Source organism: Paracoccus binzhouensis, from assembly GCF_016446475.1.
In the GTDB taxonomy this organism is placed as follows: domain Bacteria; phylum Pseudomonadota; class Alphaproteobacteria; order Rhodobacterales; family Rhodobacteraceae; genus Paracoccus; species Paracoccus binzhouensis.
On record NZ_JAEHFP010000043.1, the window covers coordinates 1 to 18,077 of the forward strand.

General features: G+C 71.0%; 18 protein-coding genes. 5 read left to right on the forward strand and 13 right to left on the reverse strand.

Features of this window, described 5'->3' with window-relative positions:
• The coding region (locus I9P22_RS11570) for a WYL domain-containing protein (protein WP_199259634.1) at window positions 1-510 on the forward strand (510 nt) is incomplete at its 5' end.
• 85 nt (window positions 511-595) lie between these two features.
• Here the strand turns inward: I9P22_RS11570 and hslV are convergent.
• Window positions 596-1,150, reverse strand: coding sequence for an ATP-dependent protease subunit HslV (gene hslV / locus I9P22_RS11575; protein WP_199259635.1), 555 nt, complete (start codon window positions 1,148-1,150; stop codon window positions 596-598).
• Between the two features lie 98 nt (window positions 1,151-1,248).
• On the opposite strand from hslV, the gene I9P22_RS11580 reads away from it, so the two are divergent.
• A complete protein-coding gene (locus I9P22_RS11580) occupies window positions 1,249-2,151 on the forward strand; it encodes a hypothetical protein (protein ID WP_199259636.1) in 903 nt (300 codons plus the stop codon).
• Between the two features lie 22 nt (window positions 2,152-2,173).
• Here the strand turns inward: I9P22_RS11580 and trxA are convergent, their stop codons facing one another.
• The 6 genes from trxA to dapB are packed head-to-tail and all read right to left on the reverse strand — an operon-like array spanning window position 2,174 to window position 11,770.
• Window positions 2,174-2,497, reverse strand: a complete 324-nt coding sequence (gene trxA / locus I9P22_RS11585; protein WP_199259637.1) for a thioredoxin — start codon at window positions 2,495-2,497, stop codon at window positions 2,174-2,176.
• A 53-nt stretch (window positions 2,498-2,550) separates the two neighbouring features.
• Complete coding sequence (gene addA / locus I9P22_RS11590; RefSeq protein WP_199259638.1) at window positions 2,551-5,925, reverse strand: double-strand break repair helicase AddA; 3,375 nt, start codon at window positions 5,923-5,925, stop codon at window positions 2,551-2,553.
• Window positions 5,915-8,857, reverse strand: a complete 2,943-nt coding sequence (addB, locus tag I9P22_RS11595) for a double-strand break repair protein AddB (protein ID WP_199259639.1) — start codon at window positions 8,855-8,857, stop codon at window positions 5,915-5,917. The genes addA and addB overlap by 11 nt, the downstream gene beginning before the upstream one ends.
• The gene (locus I9P22_RS11600; protein WP_199259640.1) at window positions 8,850-9,521 is read right to left on the reverse strand and encodes a nucleotidyltransferase family protein; all 672 of its coding nucleotides are present in this window, start codon (window positions 9,519-9,521) and stop codon (window positions 8,850-8,852) included. Before I9P22_RS11600 ends, addB begins: the two co-directional genes overlap by 8 nt.
• Window positions 9,518-10,933, reverse strand: coding sequence for a tRNA (adenosine(37)-N6)-threonylcarbamoyltransferase complex ATPase subunit type 1 TsaE (gene tsaE, locus I9P22_RS11605; RefSeq protein ID WP_199259641.1), 1,416 nt, complete (start codon window positions 10,931-10,933; stop codon window positions 9,518-9,520). Before tsaE ends, I9P22_RS11600 begins: the two co-directional genes overlap by 4 nt.
• A gap of 30 nt (window positions 10,934-10,963) precedes the next feature.
• Entirely contained in the window at window positions 10,964-11,770 is an 807-nt protein-coding gene (gene dapB, locus I9P22_RS11610) for a 4-hydroxy-tetrahydrodipicolinate reductase (RefSeq protein ID WP_199259642.1), read from the reverse strand.
• A gap of 69 nt (window positions 11,771-11,839) precedes the next feature.
• On the opposite strand from dapB, the gene rbfA reads away from it, so the two are divergent.
• From rbfA to truB, 3 genes are read left to right on the forward strand one after another with little or no spacing between them, the layout of a single operon-like run.
• Window positions 11,840-12,271 carry a 30S ribosome-binding factor RbfA gene (rbfA, locus tag I9P22_RS11615; protein WP_199259643.1) on the forward strand — a complete coding sequence of 144 codons (432 nt, stop codon included), beginning with the start codon at window positions 11,840-11,842 and terminating at the stop codon, window positions 12,269-12,271.
• The gene (locus tag I9P22_RS11620) at window positions 12,261-13,016 is read left to right on the forward strand and encodes a phosphodiester glycosidase family protein (RefSeq protein ID WP_199259644.1); all 756 of its coding nucleotides are present in this window, start codon (window positions 12,261-12,263) and stop codon (window positions 13,014-13,016) included. The genes rbfA and I9P22_RS11620 overlap by 11 nt, the downstream gene beginning before the upstream one ends.
• Before the next feature lies 1 nt (window position 13,017).
• Entirely contained in the window at window positions 13,018-13,914 is an 897-nt protein-coding gene (gene truB, locus I9P22_RS11625) for a tRNA pseudouridine(55) synthase TruB (protein ID WP_199259645.1), read from the forward strand.
• Here truB and I9P22_RS11630 read toward each other — a convergent pair.
• The 6 genes from I9P22_RS11630 to I9P22_RS11655 form a co-directional block, all read right to left on the reverse strand.
• On the reverse strand, window positions 13,911-14,747 hold the full coding sequence (locus I9P22_RS11630) for an isocitrate lyase/PEP mutase family protein (protein ID WP_199259646.1): 837 nt from the start codon (window positions 14,745-14,747) through the stop codon (window positions 13,911-13,913). The genes truB and I9P22_RS11630 overlap by 4 nt on opposite strands.
• 100 nt (window positions 14,748-14,847) lie before the next feature.
• The gene (locus I9P22_RS11635; protein ID WP_233253343.1) at window positions 14,848-15,804 is read right to left on the reverse strand and encodes an MBL fold metallo-hydrolase; all 957 of its coding nucleotides are present in this window, start codon (window positions 15,802-15,804) and stop codon (window positions 14,848-14,850) included.
• A 127-nt stretch (window positions 15,805-15,931) separates the two neighbouring features.
• Complete coding sequence (locus I9P22_RS11640; RefSeq protein WP_199259647.1) at window positions 15,932-16,579, reverse strand: RluA family pseudouridine synthase; 648 nt, start codon at window positions 16,577-16,579, stop codon at window positions 15,932-15,934.
• Window positions 16,576-17,202, reverse strand: a complete 627-nt coding sequence (locus I9P22_RS11645; RefSeq protein ID WP_199259648.1) for a LysE family translocator — start codon at window positions 17,200-17,202, stop codon at window positions 16,576-16,578. The genes I9P22_RS11640 and I9P22_RS11645 overlap by 4 nt, the downstream gene beginning before the upstream one ends.
• A 49-nt stretch (window positions 17,203-17,251) precedes the next feature.
• Window positions 17,252-17,647 (reverse strand): GFA family protein, encoded by a 396-nt coding sequence (locus I9P22_RS11650; protein ID WP_199259649.1) that lies wholly within the window; start codon window positions 17,645-17,647, stop codon window positions 17,252-17,254.
• Window positions 17,625-18,077: a GAF domain-containing protein gene (locus I9P22_RS11655; RefSeq protein ID WP_199259650.1), complete on the reverse strand. Its 453-nt coding sequence runs from the start codon at window positions 18,075-18,077 to the stop codon at window positions 17,625-17,627. The genes I9P22_RS11650 and I9P22_RS11655 overlap by 23 nt, the downstream gene beginning before the upstream one ends.

The window sequence follows — 18,077 nt, forward strand, 5'->3', positions numbered from 1 at the left end:
GCCGCGGCCCGCCCGCCCGCCGCCGCACCCGACCCCGAGCTGCGCGACGCGGCACTGCGCGGGCTGGCGCTGGCCGAGCATCGTGGCGATCCGGTCCAGGCCGCCGCCGCCCGCAGGGCCATCGCGCGGCTGCAGCAATCCGACCCGGAAGCCGCGCTGCTCGTTCGGCTCTATCGCAAGCTCGACGTGCGCCCGGCCGCCTTCTACCGCGCGGACATGCCCGAGGCCCCCGCCGACGACCTGGCGCTGCTGCACGCGGCCATGCGCGACTGCCGGCCCGTCGCCTTCGGCTATACCGATCTGGCGGGGAACGAGACGCGGCGCAGCGTGCTGCCGCTGGCGCTGGTCCACCCGGCGCAGGGCGTGAAGCTGCTGGCCTGGTGCGGACTGGCGCAGGACTATCGGCAGTTCTTCGTCCGCGCCATGAGCGACCTCTCGGCCGGGCCCGGCGATTTCTCCGCCCGGCGCTTGGCGCTGCTGCACGGCCTCGCCGAAAAGGAAGGCGCCTGACCCGGGCGCCTTTCCCACCTTCTCCGCTCTGCAAATACTCCGGGGTGAGGCCCGCAGGGCCGAGGGGCAGAGCCCCTTCCCCCGCCTAGCCCATGACCTCGACGGTCAGGTTGCCGTTGGTGTAGACGCAGATATCCGCCGCGATCGCCATGGCCTTGCGCGCCACCGCCTCGGCATCCAGGTCGCTCTCCATCAGCCCGCGCGCCGCGGCCAGCGCGAAGTTCCCGCCCGAGCCGATGGCAGCCACGTCATGCTCGGGCTCCAGCACATCGCCCGCGCCGGTCACCACGAAGATCTCGCGCCCGTCGGTCACGATCAGCATGGCCTCGAGATTGCGCAGATACTTGTCCATGCGCCAGTCCTTGGCCAGGTCGACGCAGGCCCGCGCCAGCTGGCCGGGTGCCGCCTCGAGCTTCTTCTCCAGCCGCTCCAGCAGGGTGAAGGCGTCGGCGGTCGAACCGGCGAAACCCACCACCACGTCATGCCCGCCGGGACTCAGCCGGCGCACCTTGCGCGCCGTGCCCTTCATCACCGTCTGGCCGACGCTGACCTGACCGTCCCCGGCGACGACCACGCGGCCGCCGCGCCGCACCGCCAGGATCGTGGTGCCGTGCCAGCCGGGAAATTTGTCTTCGGACATGGTTCTCTCCGCTTGCCTCTGGCCCGTCAGATATGGGCGGGGCCCCGCTTTCGCAACCCGACCTTTCGCAACCCCGCCCGTCCCGCTAGCCTGCCGGCATGAGCCGTGTCCCGGTCCTGCGCATCTATCTGGAGCCGCCGCTGCTGCGCAGCGCGCGGGCCGGCGGCATCAACTTCCTGAACCTGCTCAGGACCGCGGTCGAGGGCCGGGGCTGGCAGGTGGAATGGCAGGAAGCCGGGCCCGCGGCCCGCGCGGCGGCGCCCCGGCGGCCGGGCTATGCGCTGTTTCACATGCAGGCCCCCACGCATGACCGGGCGCTGACCTTCCGCCGCGCCTATCACTACCCGTTCTGGCGCATCGAGGACACCCAGCAGCGCTGGCGCTTCGCCGTCGCCCTGAACCGCTTCGATCCCGCCGCGGTGGATGCCGCCCCGGCCCGCGACTTCGCCGCAAGGCTGCGCGCCCGGGTGCTGCCCGGCCCGGAACCCAGGCGGGGCGAGACGGTGCTGGTGCCGCTCCAGGGGCATATCCGCCGCTGCCGCTCCTTTCAGACCATGAGCCCGGTCGCCATGCTGAAGGCGGTCGCTGCCACCGGCCGGCCGGTGGTCGCCACGCTGCATCCGAAGGAGAAATATGACGAAGCCGACCACGCCGCCCTGGCCCGGCTGACGGCGCGCCACCCGAACCTGCGGATCGGCGGCGACACCATGCGGATCTTGCGCGACTGCGCCTTCGTCGCCACGCAGAACAGCGCCGTGGCCTTCGACGGCTACCTGCTGGGCAAGCCGGCGGTGCTGTTCGGGCAGATCGACTTCCACCATATCGGGCTGAACGTCGCCGAACTCGGCGCCGAGACGGCGCTGGCCCGCGCCGAAAGCCATGCCCCGGATTTCGCGCGCTACCTGTGGTGGTTCCTTCAGGAACAGGCCATCAATGCCAGCCGGCCCGAAGCGCCGGACCGCATCCTTGCGGCCATGCGAAGGGGCGGCTGGCCGATCTGACCGACCGCCCCCCGAAGCGCAATCAGATCGAATCGTCGATCCAGGCTTTCAGCGCCGCCTTGGGCGCAGCGCCGATCTTGTTCGAGACCACCTGGCCGTCCTTGAACAGGAACAGCGCCGGGATGCCGCGCACGCCAAGCGCGGCGGGGCTTTCGGGGTTCTCGTCCACATTGACCTTCACGATCTTCACGCGGCCCTCGTATTCGGCGGCCAGCTCTTCCAGCGAGGGGCCGATCTGGCGGCAGGGACCGCACCATTCGGCCCAGAAATCCACCACGACCGGGGTCGGGGACTGGCGGACTTCGCTGTCGAAATCGGCGTCGGAAACGGCTTGGGTGTTGGCCATGGGGCTCTCCTGCGATGTGCCGGCTGGCACCGGCGGGGCGTATGGGTCAAGAGCTATGCACCGGGGCGGTTGGGGTCAAGGCCCGCCATCACCCCATCCAGCAACGCATCGGGCAGCGCCATCAGGCTGCGCGAGGCGGTCCAGAGCACCGCGACCTCGACCCGCATGGCCGGCCAGACCAGCCGCAGCGCCGCGCGATAGGCGGCCATCTGCCGCAGGATCCCCAGCGGCACCGCCCGCGGCGTATCCGGCACCTCGCGGTTCGACTTGTAGTCCACCGCCAGGATGCGGTCCGGCTCCACCACCAGCCGGTCCACCGCGCCGGTCAGGGTGCCGATCCCCGGCAGCGGCGCGGCCAGCGCCACCTCGGACAGCAGCTCGGCCGCGTCGGAAAGCGCGAAGACCTGCGCCAGGTCCGGCGCCTCGATCACCGCGCGCGCCTCGGCCAGCAGCGCCGCCAGTTCCTCGGGACCGGGCAGGCCGCCCTCGGCATCGGCCAGAACGTCGCGGGCCAGGGCGGGCCAATCGGCCGGATCGCGGCCCGGCAGATGCTCCAGCAGCAGGTGCAGGCGGGTGCCGAACAGCATCGCCGCCGCCGCATCGCCCTCGCCGGGCGCGCCGATCACCTTGGCCCCGCCCAGCGCTGTCGCGGCGACGGGCCGGAGCTTTTCCGGCGCCGGCGGCGGCGGGGCGCGCAGCCAGTCCGGCTCGGCCAGCGCGGGCTTTTCCGACAGCACCGGCTGCGGCGCGTTCCCGGGCCAGTCGCCAAAGGACAGCCGCCGGATCTCGCCGCCCCAGGGCGCGGGCAGGCGGGTTTCGGTCAGGTCGGTGCGGCCCATGCCGGCCTCGACCATGGCGTGCCAGCTGTCCTCGGCCTGGCCGGTCTCGCCCGCCGCGGCGACGATCAGCCAGCTTTCGGCGCGGGTCAGGCCGACATAGAGCAGCCGCTTGCGTTCCTGCAGCTGCCGCTCGGTCTGCAGCGCGGCCAGTTCCTCGACCGGCTCGGGCCGCTCGCCCTTGCGGCCGCGCCACAGGGACAGCCCGTCCGGGCCGGGCAGCACCGGCGCCTCGCGCGGTGGGCGGCGCTGCGCACAGTCGGGCATGATGACGATGGGGCTTTCCAGGCCCTTCGAGCCGTGCACGGTCATCACCCGGATCAGCCCCTCGCCATCGCCGGCCGATCCGGGCTGGCGGCGCACCTCGACATCGTCGCCGGTCAGCCAGACCAGGAATCCGGTCAGCGAGGGCGTCTCCGAGCTTTCATAGACCAGCGCCTGCGACAAGAGCTCGTCGATGCCGTCCTGCGCCTCGGGGCCCAGCCGGGCGATCAGCCGCTCGCGCCCGCCGTGGCGGATCAGCAGGCGCTGGATCAGGTCATAGGGGCGCATGAAGCCGGTTTGGCCCATCAGGTCGTCTAGCATGTCGTATGCAGCGCGATGAGCAGACTCCCGAAGGCGGATTATCAAATACTCCCTAGACTTCCGATTAGCGGCAAGGCGGTAAAGCTCCTCCTCGGACAGCCCGAACAGCGGCGAGCGCAGGCAGGCGGCCAGCGACAGGTCGTCCTCGGGCGTGGCCAGCACCGAGAGCAGGGCGCGGATGTCCTGCACCGCCATCTCTCCGGCCAGCTTCAGCCGGTCGGCGCCGGCGACGGGCAGGTTCGCCGATTTCAGCGCCGCGATGATCTCGGCGAACAGGTCCGAGCGGCGCTGCACCAGGATCAGCACGTCGCCGGCGCGGATGCGGCGCACCGCGCCGGTTCTGGGATCATGGATCGGCAGGCCCAGCATCCTGCCGATGGCGTCGGCGATGGCGCGGGCCAGCTGCACGGTTTCCGAATTCTCGGCCGGCTGGTCCACCGGATCGGTCCAGTCGCCGGGCTCGGGCTTTTCCGGCTTCGGGATCGCCGGCCACAGGTCCACGCGGCCCGGCATCGCGGTGCGAAAGGCGCGGTGCTGCGGCGGATCGCCCAGGCCGCGCGCCGCATCGCCGGCAAAGACCTGATCGACCAGCGACAGGATCGCGGTCGAGCTGCGGAAGGAATGCCGCAGCTCCAGCACCTGCATGGGATTCTGCACCGCCTCGAAGGCCTGCGCAAAGCCGGTGCGGCGGGCCTCGAACACCGCGATATCGGCGCCCTGGAAGCTGTAGATCGACTGTTTCGGGTCGCCCACCACGAACAGGCTGCGCGCCTGGTCGCGCGCGCCTTGCCCCGAGGTGAACTCGTCCGTCAGCCGCTCGATCACCTGCCATTGCGCCGGGCTGGTGTCCTGCGCCTCGTCGACAAGGATATGGTCGATGCCGCCGTCCAGCCGGAACAGCACCCATTGCGCCATGCTGCTTTCCGACAGCAGCCGCGCGGTGCGGTCGATCAGGTCGTCGAAATCCAGATGGCCATGCGCCGCCTTCTGCGCCCGGTAGCGGGTCAGGAAGGCATGGCCAAAACGATGCAGCGCCAGCGTGCGCTCGGCATGGGCCAGGGCGATGCGGCGCGGGCGGGCGGCTTCGACCCGCTCCATCAGGATCGCCAGATCGTCCATCAGCGCGGCGCAGGGGCCGTTGCGCAGTGCCTTGGTCGGGAAGCCGTCGTATTTCGCGGTGAAGGGCTGCTTGGCGCCCGCCCCGGTCAGCAGCACCGATTCCAGGATCGCGAGTTCCGCCGTCCCGGGCTGCACCCAGTTTCCGGAGGCAAGCTTCGCCGCCGCCTTCTGGTCAGTCGCGCCGCCTTTCAGCAGATGCGGGATCAGCGCCGGGATGACCGTGGCGCCATCCGCGAAACAGGCGGCCAGCAGCGTCTGCATGTCCTCGCCCGGCGCCAGCCCGCAGGCAGTCCAGAGCGCATCCCGGTCGGCGGGGGCCTCGAACCCCCGCAGACCGGCCAGGAAGGCGTCGAGCCTCTCGCCCGAATGCAGGGCCAGCAGGTCCTCCAGCTCGGGCGCGCGCTCGCGGGCCATGTCCTCGATGATCTCGGCCCGGATCAGCGCGGCGCTGCGGCCGTCGAGCTCGGTGAAGCCATGCGGCACCCCGGCCTCGATCGGAAAGCGGCGCAGGACGCCGGCGCAGAAGCTGTGGATGGTCTGGACCTTCAGCCCGCCCGGCGTCTCGATGGCGCGGGCAAACAGCCGGCGCGCGGCGGGCAGGTCGGGAGCGCCCGCCTCGCCCAGCCGCGCCAGTTCGGCGCGCAGCGCCGGCTCGGGCAGCATGGCCCATTGGCCCAGCCGCGCCAGCAGGCGGTTCTGCATCTCGGTCGCCGCGGCCTTGGTATAGGTCAGGCACAGGATGCGCTCGGGCGCCGTCCCCGCCAGCAGCAGCCGCGCCACCCGGTCGGTCAGCACCCGCGTCTTGCCCGAGCCGGCATTGGCCGTCAACCAGGTCGAGCGATGCGGGTCCGCCGCCCGCACCTGCGCCAGCGTCGCCTCATCCATCATCGCCGAACCTCTGCGGGGCCGCGGCCTCGGTCGTGTCCCATTCGCCATGCCGGGACAGGTGGTCGTAGTCGCTGGCGTTGTCGCTGCGTTCCATGGCCAGCCGGGCGGTGAAACCGCGCTCGCCGTCCAGATAACGGCGGATCAGGGTGACGAAGCCGGCCCAGCTTTCCTCGGCAAAGCCGGGGCTGAACTCGCGGCTCTCGGTTTTCCCCTCGCCGCCCAGCTGGATATAGCTGATGCCCTCGACCTCGGCCGGTCCCAACGCCTTGAAGGCGCCGTGCCGGACCATGGCGGCCTCGAGCGGCAATTGCTTGTCGAAATGCGCGATCTGCTTGTCGGTCGGCGGCTTGCCGGACTTGTAGTCATAGACATGCACCCGGCCGTCCTGCAGCAGGTCCAGCCGGTCGGGCCGGGCGATCAGCCGGAAGTCCAGGCCGGGGATGCCCTGTTCGCCGTATTCCTCGACCACGATGGGCCGGCCGCGGGCCAGCCTTTCGGCCTCGTCCGCCATCAGCCGGTCGGCGATGCCGGCGATGCGCGCCCGCCAGAACAGCCGGGCCGAGGGCCAGGGCACCTCGGCCTCCAGCACCGCATCGGTGATGGCGAGCAGCCGCGCCGTCATGGCCTGCGGCGTCTCGGGCAGGTCGGGCAGGCCGCGCAGGAAACGGTCCATGATGTGATGCAGCACATTGCCGCGCTCGGCCGCGTCGGGTTCGGGGCGCAGTGGATCCAGCGCCCGCAGACCCAGCACGCGGCGGGCATAGACGGCATAGGGGTCGCGGATCAGCGTCCTGACCTCGGTCACCGACAGCTCGCGCAGGGCGGGCGGCGACGGGACGGGCGAGGGCCGCGGCGCCGGCGCCAGCCGCATCCGCGGCCGGGCCTGCAATTCGGCCAAGTCCAGCCAGCGCCGGCCGCGTTCCCGCATCTCGGCCAGCGCCTGCGGTCCCTGCTGATCGGGAAGCCCGCCCAACAGGTTCACCAGCCGGTTCAGCCAGCGCGAGGGGATGGTCTCGGCCTCGGCATCGCGGCGGGCGCGGGTCAGCACCACTTGGCCCGCGCCGATGGCCTGCTGGAAGTCATGCGCGGCCAAGCCCACCCGGCGCTCGGGCAGGGTCAGCCCCGCCGCCAGCCGCATCGGACGCGACAGCCATGGATCGGGCGGCAGCGCCTGTGGCCAGCCGCCTTCGTTCAGCCCGGACAGGATCACCAACCCGGCATCCTCGCCCACCGCCTCGGTGCGCGCCTCGCGCGGGCCGCGGAAGCGGACCAGCGGATGCGCGGCCACGTCCTGGCGTACCGCCTGGCCCTGCAATTCGTCCTGCAGCAGGTCGCAGAACTCGGCCGGCCGCAGGTCGTGGCCCAGATGCGCATGGGCGGCAAGGTGGTCCAGCACCGCGCGGGCCAAGCCGCCCGAGGCCTTGGCCCACAGCTCGGACGCCTCGGCATCGCCGCCCGGGCCGGCGGCCAGATCCTCGGCCAGGGCGCGCAGATCGCGCAGCCGCTCCGCCAGCGGCCGCGGCGCGCGATCCTGCGCCAAGGGCACGATGCGGTCCAGAAGCGAGGCCAGCCACAGCGCCCAGGGCTTGCTGGAGGCGTCGCCCCGGTCCGCCCATTCCCGCAGCGCCGCGCCGTCGGGAAAGGCGGGGCCGTTGCGGCGCAGGTGCAGTTCCAGGTCACGGCTATGGCGGTTGTGCTCGCGCCGGTAGTCGGGGCCAAGGCCGGTGGCGGTGACCGGGTGCTTGAGCAGCACCAAGAGCGCGTCCAGCATCATCTCGGCCCCGAACAGGTCGGCGACATGGCGCAGGAACAGGCCGGGCGCGGTCAGCGGCAGGGGCTGGCCGGCGGAATCGTCGGGGATGATGCCCCAGCGGTCCAGCGCCGATTGCACGCGGCGAGTCAGCATTCGGTCGGCGGCGATCAGCGTCACCGGCTGGCCGCGCTCGACCGCCTCGCGGATGACCAGCGCCACGGCCTCGGCCTCCTCGCCGGGCTGCTCGGCCTCGATCAGGGTCAGAGCCTCGGTCGCCGGGATCAGCGGGCCAAGGCGCGGGCCCTCCTCGATCCACTGGTCGGTGACCGGCGCCGGGCGCAGCGCCAGCGAGATCAGCCGGTTGCGGGCCGGGTCGGGGGCGGTGTCCGCCAGCCATTCCGCCGGAGCGCCGAACTCGGCCAGCAGCGGCGCATAGCGCGCCTGCGGATGATCCTCGGACCGGACGTCGAGCCCGTCCCAGACGGCTTGCGGCAGGTCGGCATCGAAGCCGGGCAGCACCACCGCGCCCATCGGCAGCCGGGCGACGGCGCGCATGAAGTCCCGCGTCGCGCCATGCGAGCCGGTCGAGCCGGCGACGACCACCGGGCCCTGCGGCAGATCCTCGCCGCGCACCCAGGAGGCGGCCAGCGCCTCGGCGGCGGCGCGCTGGCGCGATTCGCGGTCCTGCGGCAGGTCGGACAGGTAATAGCCGGCGGCGATCTTCAGGAAGGCCAGCGCCCGGCCCCAATGCTGGGCGTGTTCGCTGGCGTCGATGCGGTCCAGCGCCTGCGCGTCCAGCCCCTCCAGCTGCATTTCGGCCATCAGCGCTGCCAGCGAGGCGGCCAGTTCCGGCACCGATTGCCCCTGCGCCAGGTCGGGATCGGCGCGCAGCGCGGCGTCGATCAGCCGGCCCAGCTCCAGCCGGCGGGCCAGCGGCGCCGTGGCCGCGCCGCCGCCCAGATCGGCGATCAGCCGCAGCCGCGGCAAAAGCAGCGGCCCGCGCCGGATGAAGGCCTGGCGCAGCGCCATCAGCGACTGGCCGGAATTGGCATAGACTGTGACCCGCGCCATGTCCTGCGGCGGGCGATGGGCCATGCGCCGGATCAGCCCGTCGGCGAAGGCGCCGGGGAAATCCGCGCCGCAGGGCAGGGCAAAGATCCCGTTCTGCCAGTCAGGCATCGAGCAGCGCCTCGGCCAGCGGGATGCAGTCGGGGCGGCCCACGTCGCACCATGCGCCGGGATGGATCAGACCATAGGCGCGGCCCCCGGCGATCATCAGATCCCAGAGCCGGTTGAGCGAGAACACCTGTTCGGGGATCGCGGCAAGCCGCTCGGGCCGGATGATCTGCACCCCGCCATAGACCAGATCGCCCCCCCGGATCAGCCGGCCCGCCGGGCCGAGGCTAAAATCGCCGCCGCCCTGCCGGCCATGGGTCCGATCCAGCGGCACCAGCATCAGCAGCGCATCCATCTCCTCGCGCCAGCCGTCCAGCAGCGCGCGGATCGGGTTCGGGCCGGTCCAGACCACATCCGGGTTCATCGTGATCACAGGGCCGGGGCCCAGCAGCGGCAGCGCCTTGCGCAAGCCGCCCCCGGTCTCCAGCAGCAGGTCGGATTCGTCCGAGATGGCAATGTCCCGCCCGGCGATGTGATCACGGATCTGCTGGCCCAGGTGGTGGATATTCACCGCCACCGGCCCGGCGCCCGCCTGCCGCCCCAAGGCCAGCGCGCGGTCCAGAAGGGTCTGGCCGCCGACCGGGATCAGCGGTTTCGGCAGCGTATCGGTCAGCGGCGCCATGCGGGTGCCCTTGCCCGCGGCGAAGATCATCAGCGGCAGGCTCATCCGGCGATGCCCTCGATCACCTCGGGCGTGGGGGCGGGGACGCCTTCCAGCGCCTTGGCCAGCGGGGCCAGCGCCGGATGCGCCAGGTCGCGCTGGATCGCCGCCCAGACGCGCGGCATCATCGCCAGGTAGCGCCGCTTGCCCTCGCGCTGCGCCAGCCGGGTGAAGATGCCCATGATGCGCAGGTTGCGCTGCGCGCCCAGCAGCGCATAGGCGGCACGAAACCGCGCCTCGTCCACGCCGGTCGCGGCGACATAGCGGGCGATCTGCGCCTCTTCGATCTCGGGCGCGACATCGCGGCGGGCGTCCTGCAAGGCCGAGACCAGGTCATAGGCCGGATGCACCGCCACCGCGTCCTGGAAATCCAAGAGGCCCAGCGGCGCCTCGTCCCGCCAGACGACATTCTCGGCATGGAAATCGCGCAGACCCAGCACCGGAGGCATGTCGGCGGCCAGTTCGGCATGCAGCCGCTCGATCACCGCTGCAACCTCCGCGCCCTTGCCGGGCGCGCCAGCTGCGGGGGGGTAGTATTCGGCGAACAGCCCGACCTGACGCGCCAGTTCCGGCCCGTCAAGCCGCAGCACGAAATCCGGCGGCTTGTGGCCATGCAGCTGCACCAGCAGGTCGGTCATGCGGTCATAGATGCGCGGCGCCAGATCGGGGCGCGATTCCAGCACCCGGGCGACCAGATCGTCGCCCAGATCCTCGATCAGCAGCAGCCCCTGGGCCTGGTCGGTGGCCAGGATCTCGGGGGCGTGCAGGTCCAGCGCCCGCAGCCATTGCGTCATCGCGACATAGGGCGCGGTCACGCCGGGCGAGGCATCCATCAGCACCGCGCTGCGCCCTTCGTCCACCAGCCGGAAATAGCGCCGCGACGAGGCGTCGCCGGCCAGCGGGACCAGCCGTGCCCCGGACCAGCCGGCACGGTGGATCAGCCGGGCGATGGCGGGCAGGCGGGTCATCAGGCCCCAATGCGGCTCGGACCCGGCCAGGGTGATGCGGCGCAGCTCGGGCGCGTCCGCCAAAGGCTCCAGCCCCACGGTCAGCGCGCCCTCCAGCGGGCTGCCATGCTCGGGCCATTCGACCAGCACGATGGCCTCGCGCATGGCCTCGTCGAGGCCAAGCTCGGCCAGTTCCTCGGGATGGCTCAGGCGGTAAAGGTCGGCATGCCAGATCTCGGTCCCCAGCGGGTCGGCATAGGTCTGGACCAGGGTAAAGGTGGGGCTGGGCACCTCCTCGGCCGCCTCGCCCTGGCGGGCGCGGATGAAGGCGCGGGCGAAATGCGTCTTGCCCGCACCCACCGGCCCTTGCAACGCCACCACGTCGCCGGGCTTCAGGACAGCCGCCATCACCCGCGCCAGGCAGGCGGTCAGGTCGGCATCGGCATCGTCAAGCGTCGCAAGCAGGGTCATGGCGTGAACCTAATGCGGGACGCGGCCCTGTCAAAGCCCCAGAACGTCGGCCATGTCGTATTCGCCCGGCCCCTTGTCCTGGCCCCACAGCGCCGCCCGCAGCGCAGCGCGGGCAAAGATCGCGCGGTCGGTGGCGACATGGCGCAGCACCACCCGCTCGCCCGCGGTGGCGAAGATCACGTCATGCTCGCCCACGATGTCGCCGCCGCGGATGGCGCTGAAGCCGATCGAGCCGGGCGCGCGGGCGCCGGTGATGCCCTCGCGCGCAGGCGTGCGCAACTCGTCCAGGCCGTGGCCGCGCCCCTCGGCGGCGGCCTCGCCCAGCATCAGCGCGGTGCCCGAGGGCGCATCGACCTTGCGGTTGTGATGCGCCTCGACCACCTCGACATCCCAGTCCTCGCCGAGCGCGGCGGCGACCTTGCGGGTCAGCCCGACCAGCAGGTTGACGCCCAGGCTCATGTTGCCGGCGCGGATGATCGGCGCGTGGCGGGCGGCGGCCTTCAGCTTGTCCAGATGGGCGGGCTCGAAGCCGGTGGTGCCGATCACATGCACGGCACGGGCCTGCGCGGTCAGTTCGGCAAAAGCCACCGTCGCCGCCGGGGCGGTAAAGTCGATCACCGCCTGCGCCTTGGCGATGGCCTCGACCGCGTCGTCGGTGACGGTGATTCCCAGCGCCGCGCCGCCCATCGCCTCGCCCAGGTCGCGGCCGACCCAAGGGTTGCCCGGCCGCTCGATGGCGCCGACCAGGCGGGCCTGATCCGACCCCAGAACGGTGCGCACCAGCATCTGCCCCATGCGGCCCGACGCGCCCGTGATGACGATTCCCGGTTTTTCCATGCTCGATCCCCCGTTTCCGGCATGTCTATCCCGTTGCGGCGCGGGCCGCGACCCCCTACATCTGCGCGCATGGCACAGAACCGCTTTCATTCCGGCGCCGGATCTTCGCATCATGGCCCCTCGCAGCGCCAGCTTCGCGTGGGCGAGCTGATCCGCCGCACGCTTTCCGACGTCCTTCTGCGCGGGGATGTCCACGATCCCGACCTGAACCGGCATTCGATCACGGTCGGAGAGGTGCGGACCTCGCCCGATCTCAAGGTCGCGACCGCCTATGTGCTGCCCTTGGGCGGCCATGATGCCGAAGAGGCGCTGGCCGCGCTGCGCCGCCATTCGGGCGAGCTGCGCCACCTGGTCGCCAAGGCGATGACGCTGAAATACGCACCGCAGCTGCGCTTCGTGCTGGACGAAACCTTCGACCGCATGGACGACACCCGCCGCCTCTTGTCCGAGGACCGCGTGCGCCGCGACGTCGAATCGCATCCGGAAGACGATGAAGATTGACCTTAGGCGCCGGCTGGGCCTGACCATCGGCGCGCTGGTCGCCATGACCCTGCCCGCCATGGCCGGGATCTGCGAAAAGCGCGACTTCGACGGGCAGGGCTATGTGGTCTGCACGCTGGATGCCGGGCAGGAGCCGGGGCTGCGGCTGTGGCTGAACGGCCCCGACGGCCGGGTCTTGGGTGATTTCAACGCCGTGCGTCGCATGCTGACCGAGGGCGAGGTGCTGGGCTTTGCCATGAATGCCGGCATGTATCACCCGGATTTCACCCCGGTCGGGCTTTACGTCAGCGACGGCATCAGCCAGCACGAGCTGGTGACGGCGGGCGGCGGCGGCAATTTCGGCATGTTGCCGAACGGCGTGTTCTGCACCGGCGGCGCGCGGCCCTATCAGGTGATCGAAAGCCGGGCCTTTGCCAGGGCCGCCCCGGAATGCCGCATCGCCACGCAGTCGGGGCCGATGCTGGTGATCGACGGCGCGCTGCATCCGCGTTTCCTGGTGGACAGCGACAGCCGCTATATCAGGAACGGCGTCGGCGTCTCGCCGGACGGGCAGACGGCGTGGTTCGCCATCTCGGACCGGGCGGTGACGTTTCACGAATTCGGCAGGCTGTTTCGCGACGGGCTGGGGGCGCGGGATGCGCTGTATTTCGACGGCTCGATTTCGCGGCTATACGCCCCGAGCCTTGGCCGCGCCGATTTCGGGCGGCGGCTGGGGCCGATCATCGGATATGTAGGACAGAACTAGAATGGCGCGAAAAAAGGGACGCGAGATCCACGGTTGGCTGATCGTGGACAAGCCGGCGGGCATCGGCTCGACCGATGTGGTCAGCAAGGTCCGCTGGGCGCTGGACGCGAAGAAGGCCGGCCATGCCGGGACGCTGGACCCGGATGCGACCGGCGTGCTGGCCGTGGCGCTGGGAGAGGCGACCAAGACCGTGCCGATCCTGACCGACGCGCTGAAAGCCTATGACTTCACGGTGATCTGGGGCGCCGAGACCACCACCGACGACGCCTCGGGCGCGGTGGTGAAAACCAGCGATGCGCGCCCGGACGAGGCGGCGATCCGCGCCGCGCTGCCGGAGTTCACCGGCGAGATCATGCAGGTTCCCCCCGCCGTCTCGGCCGTGCGCGTCGAGGGCGCCCGGGCCTATGACCTCGCGCGCGAGGGCGAGGTGGTGGAACTGGCCGCCCGCCCGCTCTGGGTGGACTCGCTGGAGCTGCTGGGCACGACCCGCGACAGCGCCGATCTGCGCATGGTCTGCGGCAAGGGCGGCTATGTCCGCGCCATCGCCCGCGACCTGGGCCGCAAGCTGGGCTGCCTTGGCCATGTCGCACAGCTGCGCCGCATCTGGTCGGGACCCTTCGACGCCGCAGACGGCTTCGCCTTCGACCGCATCGACCGCACCAACCAGGCCGAGATCGAGGCAGCGCTGTTGCCGCTGCAGGCGGCGCTGGCCGACCTGCTCGAGATGCAGGCGACCGAGATCGGCGCCACCCGCATCCTGAACGGCAATCCCGGCCAGGTGCTGGGCCATGCCGAATTCGGCGAGGAAGTCTGGGTCAGCCGCCACGGCCGCGCGCTGTGCATCGGCCGCTACATGGGCGGAGAGGTGCAGCCCTCGCGGGTGTTCAACCTGGGCTAGTCCCCCTCGTCGCCGCGCGCCATGATCCGGGCGACCGTCGCGCCGGGCAGGGCCTCGGCGGCATAGGCGAAGGTGCCGGCGGACCGGACCTCCTCGGCGGCGCGCATCAGTGCCCCGAGCGCCGCCCGCGCGAAAGAGCCGCCGACGCTGATCCGCCGCACCCCGGCCTGCGCCAGCTCGGCCACCGACCAGGTCTGACCCGACAGCCCCATGACCACGTTGACCGGCTTGTCCAGCGCGGCGCAGACACTGCGGATCGCCTGCAGGTCCGGCAGGCCCGGCGCATAGAGCACATCCGCCCCGGCTTCGGAAAAGGCTTGCAGCCGCCGGATGGTATCGTCGAGGTCCGGCCGGCCCCACAGGAAATTCTCGGCCCGCGCCGTCAGCAGGAAGGGCAGGCCCCGCGCCGCCTCTGCTGCGGCCTGGACACGCTCGACCGCCAGGGACAGGTCGTGGATCGGATCGTCGGCATCGCCCGTCGCATCCTCGATCGAGCCGCCGACCAGCCCCGCCCGGCAGGCCAGCCGGATGGTTTCGGCGCAGGTCTCCGCTGCGGCGCCGAAACCATCCTGCAGATCGGCCGAGACCGGCAGCTCGGTCGCGCCGACGATCTCGGCGGCGTTCTGCAGGATCTCGTCGCGTTTAAGGTCGGCGATGGAATCCAGCTTGCCCCGGGAAAAGGCATAGCCGGCGCTGGTGGTCGCCAGCGCCTGGAACCCCAGGCTGGCCAGAAGCCGGGCCGAGCCGGCGTCCCAGGGATTGGGCATGACGAAGGCGCCCTCCGCCTCGTGCAGCGCCTTCAGCGCCTCGAATTTCGCCTGTTGGTCCGGCATCGCGCCTCTCCTGCAAGGGACTCCTCGGGCGAACCTAGCAGGCTGGAACAAATTGTGAACGACTTTCTCGGCCCCTGACGCCAAGGCCGCGCTCCGGCCGTCAGCCGAACTGATAGGTCGCGGGCACGAAGCGATAGGAACCTTCGCCGTTCGGGGCGACGAAGCCGAGCGCGGGGAAGGGCATGTGATAGCCGATGAAGGGGATCTTCTCCTCGGCCAGCCGGGCCAGAACCGCCTGGCGGGTGGCCGCGCCCTGTTCCTTGTCCACGTCGAAGCGCACGTGCCAGGCCGGGCGCTGCACCGAATAGACATAGTGGTTGAAGCTGTCGCCGGTGATCAGCAGCCGCTGCCCGTCGCTTTCCAGAAGATAGGTGGTATGGCCGGGGGTGTGGCCATGCGCCTGTTCGGCCCTGATGCCGGGCAGGATCTCCTCGGTCCCCTCGATCTGCCGCGCCTTGTCCAGCAGCGGCACCACCTTGGCGGTATAGGCCTCGCTTGGATTGGCGGCCCAATGATCGTTCTCGGGCCGGGGCAGGATCAGCTCGGCCTTGGGAAAGGCCGGGGCTTCGCCATCCATCAGCCCGCCGATATGGTCGGGATGCATGTGGGTCAGCACGACATGGGTCACGTCCTCGGGCTTCACCCCGGCCTGCGCCAGCGAGGCGGCGTTGTTGGCCGGGACCATGCCGGTGTCGAACAGGACCAGCGCATCGGGCGTGCGCACCAAGGTCAGGGTGAACGAGCCGCCGCTGCGGTCGGCAGGGATGAAATTCTCGGCGCTGAGGCTTTCGAACTCGGCCGGGTCGGCGTTGAGCCCGAAGGTCTCGATCGGATTGTCGTTCATGCTGGCGCCGCCCAGCAGCGTCGTCACCTCGAAGCCGCCCAGCTGAATGGTGTTGGCGCGGCCGACGAAGACCGGCGCCTCGCCCGGCGGCTCGGCGGGCGCGGTCTGGGCGGGGGCGGCAGTCTGGGCATGGGCGGGCAGCACCAGCGCCAAGGGCAGCGCGCCGCCCATCAACATGGTGCCGCGGCGGGTGGTCTTGAACAATCCGGCCATCAGTCCTCTCCCTCTGCCGATCTGACCGCCCAACCCGGGCGGGGTCGGCAAGGTTCCGCCGGCCGGCGACTTCTTCGTTGCCCAAATACCCATGCAGCGGCGCCGCAAGACCAAGGGCTGGCCCGGCTCAGAACGGCGCCGGCGCGGAAAAGCCTTGCATCACCCCGGTTTCGGGATGCTTGAAGCGCAGGCTTTCGGCATGCAGCATCAGCCGCGGGAAATCCGCCGCCGCATCGGTCGCATAAAGCGGATCCCCCAGGATCGGGTGGCCCAGCTCGGCCATATGCACGCGCAGCTGATGGCTGCGGCCGGTGATCGGCATCAGCCGCACCCGAGTCTCGGCCTCGCTGGCCTTGACCACCCGCCATTCGGTCTGCGCCGGCCGGCCCTCGGCATGATCGACCTTCTGGCGCGGGCGGTTCGGCCAGTCGACGATCAGCGGCAGGTCCACCATGCCGGTTTTCGGCTCCAGCCGGCCCCAGAGCCGCGCGACATAGGTCTTTTTCGTGCGCCGGTCCTCGAACTGCCGGGACAGGTGGCGTTGCGCATGCGGCGTCAGGGCAAAGACCATCACGCCCGACGTGTCCATGTCCAGCCGATGCACCAGCAGGATGGTCGGAAAGGCGGCCCGCAGCCGCTCGATCAGGCAATCGGCGCGATCCTCACCCCGGCCGGGGACCGAGAGCAGGCCGGCCGGCTTCTCGACCACCAGGATCTCGTGGTCGGCATGGATCACCCGCGGCTGCTCGGTCGTGGGCTGGTAGGAAAAGCTCATTTCCAGACCAGCCGCAGCGCCAGGCCAGCAAACATCACCGCGGCGATGCGGTTCACGATGCCCAGCCGCTTGCCGATCACCTGCCCGGCAAAGCCGGCGACCACGCCATAGCCCATGGTGACCAGCATGCCCGACAGGGTGAACATCAGCCCCAGCCCCAGGATCTGCTGCCAGATGGGACCGTATTCCGGCCGGGTGAATTGCGGCAGGAAGGCCAGCAGGAACAGCACCGGCTTGGGGTTCAGCAGGTTCGACAGCGCGCCGCGGCGGATGATGGCCCAGGGCCGGCTGGCGGCGCGGGCGCGGGGATCGACCTCGCCCGCGTTCCAGCTTTTCCAGGCCAGGAACAGCAGATAGGCGGCGCCGGCATATTTGATCGCCACCAGCGCGCCGGGATGGGCGGCGACCAGCGCGCCCAGGCCCACGGTCGCCATCACCACATGGCAGACCACGCCCAGCCCGACGCCGAACCCGGCCAGCGCCCCGGCGCGCGGCCCGTTCTGGATGCCGCAGGCGCTGGCGAAGAACACGTCCTGCCCAGGCGCGAAGTTCAGCACCAGGGCCCCGGCCATGAAGGCCAGAAGCTGTTGCAACGGAAAATTCGCCAGCGTGTCCCAGATCATCGCGCGCCCCCTTTTCCTGCCGCCTAGGCCGGGCGCCGCGCCGCGTCAACTATTCGCGCGGATCCTGCGGCAGCCCGTCGGCGATATCGTAGTAATCGCCCTTGTCGGCGACGAAGATATGGCCCAGCAGCCGCAGCCCCGTCGGGCTGTCGATGGCGCCCGCCGCCACGTCGATGATCTCGGACCCGTCGCGCTGCCAGAACAGCGAGCTGCCGCAATCCGGGCAGAAGCCGCGCCGGGCGATGTCCGAGGCGCGATACCATTTCGGCTGTCCCTCGATCCGCAGCGATTTCGGCAGGATCGCCGCCCAGTAATGCCCCGACCAGCGCCGGCACTGGCTGCAATGGCAGGCCTTGAGGTCGTTGCCGGCGTCGTAGGTGCCGCGGAAGCGGATGGCGCCGCACAGGCAATGGCCGGTGAATTCAGTCGCGTCCGAAGGTGGCATCCAGGATCTCCTGCAGGCGGTCGGCGTCGTCCTGCGTGAAGGCGTCCGGCCGGTCGCTGTCGATGTCAAGCACGCCGATCAGCCGCCCGCCCTTGCCGATCACCGGGATCACCAGCTCGGACCGGGTCGAGCTGGCGCAGGCGATATGGCCCGGGAAAGCCTCGACATCCGGCACCAGCTGGGTCTGCCGCGTCCGCGCCGCCGCGCCGCAGACCCCGCGCGAGAAAGGGATCACCAGGCAGCCATGGCCGCCCTGGTAGGGGCCGATCTTCAGCGTCTCGGGCGCGGTGACGCGATAGAAGCCGGTCCAATCGAAACGCTCGTCCGAGTGGTGGATTTCGCAGGCGAGCGTCGCCATCAGCGCGACCTCGTCGGTCTCGCCATGGGTCAGGGCGCGGATGCGGGCGGCAAGGTCGGCATAATCGGGCAT